The sequence below is a fragment of the Aetokthonos hydrillicola CCALA 1050 genome, assembly GCF_017591665.1.
In the GTDB taxonomy this organism is placed as follows: Bacteria; Cyanobacteriota; Cyanobacteriia; order Cyanobacteriales; family Nostocaceae; genus Aetokthonos; species Aetokthonos hydrillicola.
In genome coordinates, this window is sequence record NZ_JAAKGC010000145.1 from 1 (window position 1) to 10,501 (window position 10,501).

Below are 10,501 nucleotides of genomic sequence, written 5' to 3' on the forward strand. Positions count from 1 at the left end.
CAAAGCTGTTGAAATTAAACCGGATGACCACCAAGCTTGGTTCAACCGGGGGTTTGCGCTGCGTCAGTTGGGACGCTACGAAGAAGCGATCGCATCCTACGACAAAGCTGTTGAAATTAAACCAGACTACCACCAAGCTTGGTTCAACCGGGGGTTTGCGCTGGGTGAGTTAAGACGCAACGAAGAAGCGATCGCATCCTACGACAAAGCTGTTGAAATTAAACCAGACTACCACCAAGCTTGGAACAACCGGGGGATTGCGCTGGGTGAGTTAAGACGCAACGAAGATGCGATCTCATCCTACGACAAAGCAGTTGAAATTAAACCGGATGACCACCAAGCTTGGAACAACCGGGGGATTGCGCTGGGTGAGTTAAGACGCTACGAAGATGCGATCTCATCCTACGACAAAGCAGTTGAAATTAAACCTGATTTCCACCTAGCTTGGTACAACAAAGCTTGCTATTATGCTTTGCAGGAAAATGTTGATTTGGCAGTTAAAAATTTGAAACAAGCCATCAGCTTGAATCCTGAATACCGAGAGATGGCAAAAAATAACTCAGATTTCAACAGCATTCGAGAAGATAAGCGGTTTCAAGTATTACTATTTTAGGGAGATCTACCCACGAAACTCAAAATGCTCTCAAAGTGAAAGGGGAGCATTCCAATTTGGCAAAAAAGAAGGTAGTGGGAGCATCTTGCTCCCTACCTGATATCTTGCACCCCAGATGAATCAGCCCGATATCCCGCCCAGAACTTAAGTTCCGGGCTAATAGCGCACATTCCATTTCAATGGACTGTAATCCTTGCTCAGTCCTCTAAAGAGGACTTTAGCTATCAGCCAGCGATTTAAATCGCTGGCTGGCTTACTGCTGCTCCTGAAGAAAAGATAATATAAAACTTGTCTCTGCTTTGTGAAGCAGGATTATGCATAAGTTTTTTAATTTCCATCCCGCTACTTTCAACCTAATATGGCTCAAAATTCTAGACTGGGTGCGTTCTCGCTAGCTACCGTCCTTGTCTCCGCTCATTATGGCTTGGGTTTCCTTTTGGGAACGGCGGAGAAATCGTTAACTGTAGGTTTTGCTAGCAGCCTTTATGCTGTCTGTCTAGCCTTGGGTACTATCGCTCTTGTAGGACTTGCAAAGTTTTATTGGACAAAACAAGAGCAAATCTGGACATTGCTAGGTTTGAGCTACGGTAGCGGAGTAAAAGTCCTAGTAGGGTTCATGTCTTGGTCATCACTTATTGGAATTGAAGCTGTCCAGATCATTTCTGGAGCCTTCATCCTTAAGGTTTTGGGAATACCTACCCTACAAAGTATGTTTGTTTTGACTATTTTGTTTATGCTTGTTTCCTTACTACCACTGGAGAAAGTTAGCTGGATATTTCGAGCATTGCTTGTTGTAAATTTCTTGGCTTTGGTGTATGGATTATGCATGTTGCACGGTTTACCTGATTATGTGCGATCGCCCATAGAGTTTACGAGTTCGCTGGAACAAGTGAGTTTACCTTCGACGATAGGTATAGCGCTATCAACAATCTTGCTGATTATATTAGATATGAGGTATCAGCAATTTATTGTTCAGGCAAAGGATGTACAGACTCTATATAAAGCCTGTGTGTTAGCCGCAATTGCGCTGTTTTTGCTCGCCTTTTTGCCTTCGTCAATTGTGATAGCTTCTCTCAAGGCGGGAATTTTGCCTCCTGATATTGATGGTAAGGAAACACTCCCGTTTATTTTGTCGTGGATTGGTGGGGGAACTGATAAACCTTTGGGTATTTTCCTGATCGGATCTTTATTACTTCCGGCGATAGGTGTAGGTAGCAGTATCTTGCGGGTGCAAAGCAAAACTATCTTAGATTTTAATATTTTGCCTGTATTCAAATTTAATCGATTTCTGGTTGTTGTTGTTAACGCCTCTTTGAGTTTAGTCGTTGCTTTAAAGGGGGGGACGATTATCACTCTAATTGTATTTTTTTATTCTGCATATGTTGGAGCGGTGTTTATTCCCTTTGTCGCGTATCTGATGGCTGAAACAGGAGGTTATACTTTCTCTGTGGCAAGTGTGAGGTCATCTTTAATTGTAGGCAGTGTAGCTGCTATGTCTTCACTGATTTTAACTCTCATCAATCCTAGTATTTCAATTTTTGGTAGTCCAGAGTTGAACATTTTGGGAATGGGTGTTTTGTTTGGGCTTTTGAGTTTATTGGTTGGTCAAGTGATAGAGAAATACTTGGTTGCATTTGACGCAAATAAAGAAGAAATTTAAGACAAAAAAACGGATTGAAGCCCAACGAAATTCTAAAAATGTTGGGTTTCGCTGACGCTCTACCCAACCTACATTAATCTAATTTTCAGGCTTATACCAATTCTCACCTAAATGAACTATGCCCTATTGTAAGGGCGCAATGCCTTGCGCCCCTACATCTGTGGTCTAATTACTTGAAAACTGCTGTAACTTAGGAATTCTGTACAAGAGGCGGGCTTATCTTGGAACTTCAATCCCCATATTCTTGATTCTGAATTCTGACTCCTTACTCCTGACTCCTTGTTTAATGATTTTGCTTGACAGGAATCTGAATTAAAAACTCTGTTCCTTCTTCTGGTGTTGAGTAACACGAGATTGATCCTTTGTGTTTTTCTGTAACTATTTGATGACAAATTGACATACCTAAACCCGTACCTTTGCCAATTGCTTTAGTAGTGAAGAAAGGATCAAAGATACGATTTTTTATTGCTTCTGGTATTCCACAACCGTTGTCGCGAATTTTGATTCTTACAATTTGTTCGGGCTGAAGAAATTCTGTAGTAATATAAATAGCACTTGGATTTTTTGTAATTTTTTCAAAAGTTCTTGTTTGATCACGTTCTTCTAGAGCATCAATTGCATTAACTAAAATATTCATAAATACCTGATTTAACTGTCCAGGATAGCACTCGACTAACGGTAGATTGCCGTAATTTAAAGATAGTTCAATAGCTGGGCGTTCAGCTTTTGCTTTAATACGGTTGTTAAGAATCATCAATGTACTATCAATACCTTCATGAATATCTGCGGCTTTAAATTCAGATTCGTCAAAGCGGGAGAAAGTTCTTAGAGATTTAACAATACCTTTAATGCGCTCTGTCCCTAAATTCATGGACTCTAGGAGCTTAATCAAGTCTTTTTGAAGAAACTCAAGGTCAAACTCTTCTATTGCCTCTTGGATTTCTACCACAGGATTAGGATAGTGTTGTTGGTACAATCCCAATATTGTTAGTAAATCTTGGGTATATTCGCTAGCGTAAACGAGATTACCATGAATAAAGTTGACGGGGTTGTTAATTTCATGGGCAATCCCTGCTATCATTTGGCCAAGTGACGACATTTTCTCATGCTGAATGAGTTGTGCTTGTGTGTGCTGCAATTCTTGTAAAGTCTTTTGAAGTTCTTGTGCTTGAACAGTAGCGGCTTCTGTTGCAGCACGACTTTGGCTGTACAATTGTGCTTGATCAATAGCGATCGCCAATTGATCTGCGACTCCTTGAATCAATTCCACCTCATTATCTGCCCAAACATGGCTTACCCTGCTATATTCACACAGAAGAACTCCTAGAGAACCTGAAAGAGTGCGAATTGCAACTACTAATAGAGATCTCAACCCTATATTAAGCAATAATTCCCGACCTTTAGTATCTAGTTGAGGATCTGTAGCAATATCATTTATCCTTAACAACTGATTTTCTTGGACTGCTTGATTCAACAAGTCAACATTTTCAAGAGGATAATACTCAAGGGGACTTAACAGATTAGGATTACAAGCTTCGTGACTCTGTTCAAACCAACTAAACTCACCCTCAGTACGATGCCAAAGGAACTGACACCGATCAAGTTGCAGCAATCCACGAACTTCAGCAACAGCTGTATGCAAAATCGTTTTCAGATCCAGAGAATTACGAATTTGGCTGGCTAAAAGAGTTTTAAGTTTGTTTTCCCACTCAGCCATATCTAGTAACTGAGCTTGAGACTGTCTTAACTCTGCCTTTGCTATCTCATTATGAAAACTTGCTCTTGCCAGTAGCCAGGAGACGATCGCAATGATTCCCACAAAACCCATATATAATAGTATCAGGTGACCTAAAAATCTATCGGAATTTGCTCTCAATATTTCTGGCGGCACTCGGGAAACTATCTTCCAATAGTAAGATTTGTAATCAAGCTTACCCTTACTAGGTGCAAAAGCTTTTGGTGATCCCTTACTAGATTTCTGTCCTTCTAAAAGTGGATAGATAGTCTTGAATGTAAATAATCCCTCAGCCGTTTGAAATTGTCCAGATTCTTTATGAGAAATCTGCTTCCATGCTTGTGTAAAAGTTTTGCTAAAGCTACGCTCTTGGCGTTCAGGAAACATAAATCCCCATTCCTCTTCTAATTTTGTTCCCTTCAACCAATACCCGTCTGCGTTCAGTAGCATCCCTTCACTCACCATAATAGGGCTTGAAGTTATTTGAGAAAAATTATCAAGTAATTTTCTACCAAAATAGTTTAAGATTACAATGCCTCGTTTTTGTCCATTTTTGTCGAATATAGGAGTCCCAAAGCGGATCATTGGTTTAAGCGGGACTTCAATCTTATCGTGTTCAATGTTCAAGTCTAGGGGAGATACAAAAACTTCTCCCTTATTCAATTGCAGAGTGTCTTTAAACCAGTAACGTTTGACTTTCATTTGCAATTGGTTTTGAGGTACTATAATTGGTTGTCCATTATTGAAGTTAATTCGGATAATTTCCTTACCTCTATAATCCAACAAGCGGATCTGGTCATAAAGTTTCTTATATTGAGAAAATAATAAAAATTCTTCAGTTATTAGCTGTTTTTTGTCATTGGCTCCATTTAGGATTTCCTTGAGTTCCGTTTGTTCAGACAAAACGAATAGATCCGACACAACAGAGCTAAAATCTCCTGCCATAACTTTAGCTTGTGTTTCTACCTTCCGAACTTCGTTGATTTTCAACGCGAATTTCTCAGTCTGGATTTGTCCATAGTAGATAACCCCTAAAACAGCACCAACTAAAGCTGAGAATGGTAAAAAAACTGTAAAAAATTTTTTTACTAAAATATGTTTGTACATATTTAGTGACATTTGATTAGCTGCTAATGATAAAAGTTTCAAATTTATAATTCCCGTGGATTTGAGGAATTGAACAGTTTATGATTCATGCAGGTTATAATACGCTATTGCTTATTAGGGAGTAATAGAGGTATTCCAGATGACGAAGCTGCGTGTAGGTTTGCTATTTGGTGGTTGTTCCGGAGAGCATGAGGTTTCAATAAGTTCTGCACAAGCGATCGCCCAAGCTTTGAGTGCAGGGAAAAATGCCGATAAATACGACACACTACCTTTCTATATTCAAAAAGACGGACGTACTTTAGCAGGGGAAATACCCCAAAAGATTTTAGGTTCTGGCATTCCTCTACTAACATCACCTGATGCAACTCCTGAAATTCAGCCACTCACATCTTACCTCCAAAGTTCTAGGGAATCCTCTTCTGGAATCAATCAAGTAGATGTTTGGTTCCCGATTCTCCATGGACCTAATGGAGAAGATGGTACAATTCAAGGCTTACTCACGTTGATGCAAGTCCCATTTGTGGGTTCTGGGGTTTTGGGCTCAGCAATGGGTATGGACAAAATTGCCATGAAAATGGCATTTGCTCAAGCTGGATTGCCGCAGGTAAAATACATCGCCGTGAACCGTTCCCAAATTTGGTCGAATCCTTGTGTTTTTCCTAAACTGTGTGATGAAATTGAAACAAACCTGGGTTATCCATGTTTTGTTAAGCCAGCTAATTTGGGTTCATCGGTGGGTATTGCTAAAGTGCGATCGCGCGACGAATTAGAAACAGCTTTAGATAATGCAGCGAGTTATGATCGCAGAATAGTTGTGGAAGCTGGAGTTGTAGCACGGGAATTAGAGTGTGCTGTGTTAGGAAACGATCAGCCGAAAGCGTCTGTTGTGGGTGAAATTACTTATGACAGCGATTTTTATGATTATGAAACCAAGTATACAGAAGGTAGAGCGGATTTAATCATTCCAGCCTCCGTGCCAGATCATATAAAACGTAACATTCAGGAAATGGCTTTGCAAGCTTTTACGGCTATAGACGCTGCGGGTTTAGCGAGAGTGGATTTCTTTTATGTGGAAGCAACAGGAGAAGTGTTGCTCAACGAAATTAACACCATACCCGGTTTTACTGCAACAAGTATGTATCCTCAACTCTGGGCGCATAGTGGAATCTCGTTTCCAGAACTTGTTGATCAGTTGATTCAGCTTGCAATAGAAAGACATTCAGCTTCTAGACTAACCCAGAAATAGCTCGGTGATGTAATATTAAAAACTGTGTATAGAAATATGATTAAGGGTACATGATCGTGACTGTTATAGTACAATTCAGTACTACAGGGGTACAAATCTGAAAAAATCATGGAAAATAATCAGACTGTACAGGAGCTCGATAAAGGAAAAACGCCAACATCACAGGTAGAAAACGGTACATCCAAACCGATAACCATCGGGGATGTTCTAATATATCTGCTGGGAAATTACCCATGGCTGTTTGTGATCGCCTTGTTGGGGGTTTTTATCGGTGTTGGTACGTTATCCTTTTACAGCTTGAGTAGTGTTGGTGTCGTAGAACAAACAAAGCTAGAAGAACAAGAACCTCTCGTAGCCGAAGTTGTCGAGCCAACAAACACACAACCCGACAACAGCAATCCAATATCTTTATGGGTGGTGGTGGCGATCGCCCTCAGTTGTGCAAGTGGATGTTTGATAATTTTACGATTCTTAAATCGACCAACCTCATCTCGGAAAGCACATAAACAGACAAATCGTTATCCAGTAAAGATCTCCCCCCATCCCCAAACTTTAGAATCACTTCCACCAGAAAATGCGCAAGTTCCTTTACCACTACAACCACAAGCGCCTGTTACAGCAACTTTGACAAAAACAAAGCCCTTAGTCAGGGTACTACCACCACAACCAAAACACCAAAAAGGGAAGCAATCTCTGGCAAATATTCTGGATATTCGTAAAGAAAATCCTTTGTCTGACATTTTACAAAAGAAGTGAGGAAGAAGAATTCAGAAATCAGAATCCAGGATTCAGAATCAATTAAGGTGTGTTAGGGGGTTCAACAAATGTGTCCAAACATTGATAGAGCCAGAATCGTAGGGTGAGTGATTGCGAAGCCGTAACGCACCTTGAATTTGTACTGACTTTCGGGCTGTTGGATCTTCCTGTTGGAGAGTATGAACGCAGACATCAGAAGAATAAAGATCGTTTTCTAACTTTATTTAACAGATTGGTAGAAATTACAAGCACCTGAGAGAATATGGTTCTGATAATGCATAAAAATATTGTCTCCAAAAACCAACCATAAAAATAACTCAGCAAGATTTTAGCCTGCGGTAAAATTGATGACTCAATTAAGTGAAACAGTTAAGGAATTAATTCCCAAAGCCAGAATAGTCAGCTTTGCTGAATACCCAAAAGCCACAATCCCAATCTTCCAAGCTGCTGATGATGCTTTTCGTTATCTCACCGATGAGGAATTACAGGAAATCGAAGCGCTCTCACCAAATACCTCAGAGTTTATTCCTGTAGCTAAATTCTTAGGCGATCATGTAGCTGAGATAGTTGAAGAAGCAAGATTGAAGATATTAGAGACTTATCCTGATATTATCAACCCAGGGGGAGGTCTTTTTCCCCCTGAGAGAGCAGGAGCTTGCTGGCGAGATCTATGGCATTTTTTACGCTGTATCACTTATGGAATTGCCGGTCACTGTGATAAGTATACCAGTTCTACAGGGCTGTACTATATGAATTTGTTGTATCAGGAATTACAAGTGCCCTTAGATGCAATGATTTTAGGATTAGAAACCATGAAGACTGCTAGCTTGAAACAGTGGAACTCGTCAAGTCAGCGAGAATACCTTGCTCCTTATTTTGACCATTTAATCACCCAACTGGCCAATTTCCAAGCAAAATGAATCAATCCTTAACTGAACAATTGATTTTAGCCTCCCTAAAAGGTAATGGTGATGAGGTAGATTCCTTAATAGCTCAAGGCGCAAACGTCAATGGACTGGGTAGAGCAAACACCACTGCTTTAATGGTAGCGACATCAGAAGGTTACCTTAACATCGTCAATACTTTACTGGCTCATGGTGCAGACGTCAATTTAAAGAATGATGCTAACTATACAGCCTTGATGTATGCTGCTGAATCAAATTATCGCGATATCACTGCTGTTTTAATTCCCCTAACTGCTGATATTAATAGCACAAATAACTATAGTGAGACGGTGTTGATGTCAATTGCTCGTAAAGGCTACACCGATCTTGTGCAGATCCTGATTGACCGAGGTATAAATGTGAATGCAGCTAACAATATAGGGGATACAGCCTTATATTTAGCAGCAGAAAATGGTCACCACGAAACTGTAGAAGTCTTAATTCGCAATGGGGCAAAGGTAAATACTGCTAACTTGGGCGGCTGGACTCCATTGATGAGCGCGGCATCTCGTGGTTATGCTTCTATAGTTGAAACTCTACTAGCGAATGGTGCTGATGTCAATGCAGAGAATTATTGGGGTAGCAATGCTTTAAAGGAAGCAAGAAAAGCAGTTTCCTCTGCAACCGTCGAATTACTTATTCGAGCTGGTGCCCAAGATTAACAGTAGTTGTGAAATGTTAAGTGCAGTTAGAATTTTGTAACTCTATCTAACTGCATTGTTATTCAAAAAGTCTTTTTCAGGAAAAAAAATATAGCAACTGGATCTGCGTTATATTAAATTCGTCAAATCTGCTATTTTAAGTTAAAACTTGATAGGAAGAAACGATTGTTTGCTTTTTATTCCTGAGGGTCACTATGAGACTATTAGTCACTAATTCCGATACCATATTTAGCAGCTTAATCACCTTAATTTGCTGGGTAACACAGGAGCTAAGGAAGCAATACAAATTTATCGACTCTTTTTTATGCTGTTTTAGTAAAACCGAAGTAAAATGTTGCCGCCAAAGGCTGAAAAAAAAATGCAATCTTGGATTCGTACTCGTCATTTAATTTGTTCAGGAAACTTTTTTATATTCGAGAGCGTAGAATCCACTACCATTGATAGATTTGCTGAATGTGTTACTGCTTTAGGCGGAACATTAATATCAGTTGAGCCAGTTAACAAAGTTTGGATAGGCGATCATCGCCAAGTGATCTTATATCAAGCAAAAGCAAGTTTACATACCCCCCATCACAATTTAAAACAGTATTGGATAAAACATGGTGCTTTTCACACCAAGTTTGATGAACGTTCTTACTGAAAATAAATATCCTATAGGGGTTAGGAGTGTTCTTAATTGAGTGCAATACATTTGTGAGGGAGTAGCCTACGGTTACTCCCTTAAACTTGGTTGTACTACCCAGCAATTTTGGCTTAGCGGAGTAGTACTGTATCGCATAGTTTATTTTTCGTCGAAGTGATGACGTCTCTACAGCAAATTTCTTTTCCGCGTTCCCTTAATTCTCAGTACAAAAGTCTATAGAGATGCGACAACCATAATTTTTATTTCTGATATTATGCAGCTTGTTTGATCAAATGTTTGAGCATATTATCCTTAACCATCATTTGTCGTAAAACTTCTACCAAAAATTCTTGAGCCTCTTCTTGACTTAGAGAGCGAACTTGATCTTTTAAAGCTTGTAGACGAAACTGTTGCTCTAGGGTGAGTTCCATTGAGAAATCCATGATTAACTCCTGCTGATTCGCGGAATCGATAAGTACAGATGAGAATGGGGTTTTTGTTAGTGGTAGTCTAGCATAAGGATGGACAAACTGTCAACTTTGTCAAGCGATGAGTAATCGTGGCAACAAAAGTTAACAATCGGCTTAATTAAGTATGTTCGACTTTTTGTTGAACGGTAATTATTAGCCGTTGTAAAGTTGTATATCAACGCTAAAAAGAGGTTTACTAAATTAGGACTTACGCATTGACAGAAATCATTACATATGCGGTAGGAATTAATAGCGCCTCAACGAAAAATTTGGCCAGAAATGAGGGTGTTTCCTTCCATTGTAAGGGCGCAAGCATGAGCGCCCCTACAGGTCTGAAACTACTATTATCCGTTAATACACATGATGTTCATTTTGTATAGTGCGTAAGTCCTATAAATTTACAAAAACTTAGCTATAATTCCCTATAATTCTTTAGTGTAGATAACTTGTTGCTGTGGAAGGTAGCAGAATTCGGGAAATTAATTGGTGTATCACCTTCTACCTCGAGACGCTCTTAAACTGAAGGTAAACTCACAATGGACGACGCAAATGTGAAGAAAAAATTAAATTAATTGCCAATGGCGATGCTCCTTGGAAATACCTAGAAATTTGTGTTATGGTTGCTTGAATAGAGAAATTTGAGTAGATTCAGTTATGTTTTCGCTCAAAAGAGAACTAAAATTGAA

At 39.6% G+C, this 10,501-nt stretch carries 9 protein-coding genes; 7 read left to right on the plus strand and 2 right to left on the minus strand.

Going from position 1 to position 10,501, the window contains the following annotated elements; genetic code table 11:
- Nucleotides 1-613: tetratricopeptide repeat protein (locus G4P69_RS33440; protein ID WP_208354157.1), on the plus strand; the 613-nt coding region annotated here is incomplete at its 5' end.
- A gap of 358 nt (nucleotides 614-971) precedes the next feature.
- A complete protein-coding gene (locus G4P69_RS33445; protein WP_208344802.1) occupies nucleotides 972-2,273 on the plus strand; it encodes an SLC5/6 family protein in 1,302 nt (433 codons plus the stop codon).
- A gap of 283 nt (nucleotides 2,274-2,556) precedes the next feature.
- Here the strand turns inward: G4P69_RS33445 and G4P69_RS33450 are convergent, their stop codons facing one another.
- Nucleotides 2,557-5,157 carry a sensor histidine kinase gene (locus tag G4P69_RS33450; protein WP_208354165.1) on the minus strand — a complete coding sequence of 867 codons (2,601 nt, stop codon included), beginning with the start codon at nucleotides 5,155-5,157 and terminating at the stop codon, nucleotides 2,557-2,559.
- A 97-nt stretch (nucleotides 5,158-5,254) separates the two neighbouring features.
- Here G4P69_RS33450 and G4P69_RS33455 point away from each other — a divergent pair, with 97 nt between their 5' ends.
- From G4P69_RS33455 to G4P69_RS33475, 5 genes are all read left to right on the plus strand, one after another.
- Nucleotides 5,255-6,361 (plus strand): D-alanine--D-alanine ligase family protein, encoded by a 1,107-nt coding sequence (locus G4P69_RS33455; RefSeq protein ID WP_208344800.1) that lies wholly within the window; start codon nucleotides 5,255-5,257, stop codon nucleotides 6,359-6,361.
- A 108-nt stretch (nucleotides 6,362-6,469) separates the two neighbouring features.
- A complete protein-coding gene (locus G4P69_RS33460; protein ID WP_208344799.1) occupies nucleotides 6,470-7,117 on the plus strand; it encodes a hypothetical protein in 648 nt (215 codons plus the stop codon).
- A gap of 347 nt (nucleotides 7,118-7,464) precedes the next feature.
- Nucleotides 7,465-8,037: a globin family protein gene (locus G4P69_RS33465; protein WP_208344798.1), complete on the plus strand. Its 573-nt coding sequence runs from the start codon at nucleotides 7,465-7,467 to the stop codon at nucleotides 8,035-8,037.
- Nucleotides 8,034-8,723, plus strand: a complete 690-nt coding sequence (locus G4P69_RS33470; protein WP_208344797.1) for an ankyrin repeat domain-containing protein — start codon at nucleotides 8,034-8,036, stop codon at nucleotides 8,721-8,723. The genes G4P69_RS33465 and G4P69_RS33470 overlap by 4 nt, the downstream gene beginning before the upstream one ends.
- A 358-nt stretch (nucleotides 8,724-9,081) precedes the next feature.
- Complete coding sequence (locus tag G4P69_RS33475) at nucleotides 9,082-9,363, plus strand: CpeR family transcriptional regulator (protein WP_243903123.1); 282 nt, start codon at nucleotides 9,082-9,084, stop codon at nucleotides 9,361-9,363.
- Nucleotides 9,364-9,617: 254 nt separating this feature from the next.
- Here the strand turns inward: G4P69_RS33475 and G4P69_RS33480 are convergent, their stop codons facing one another.
- Nucleotides 9,618-9,788: an NblA/ycf18 family protein gene (locus tag G4P69_RS33480; RefSeq protein ID WP_208354169.1), complete on the minus strand. Its 171-nt coding sequence runs from the start codon at nucleotides 9,786-9,788 to the stop codon at nucleotides 9,618-9,620.
- Between the last annotated feature and the right edge of the window lie 713 nt (nucleotides 9,789-10,501).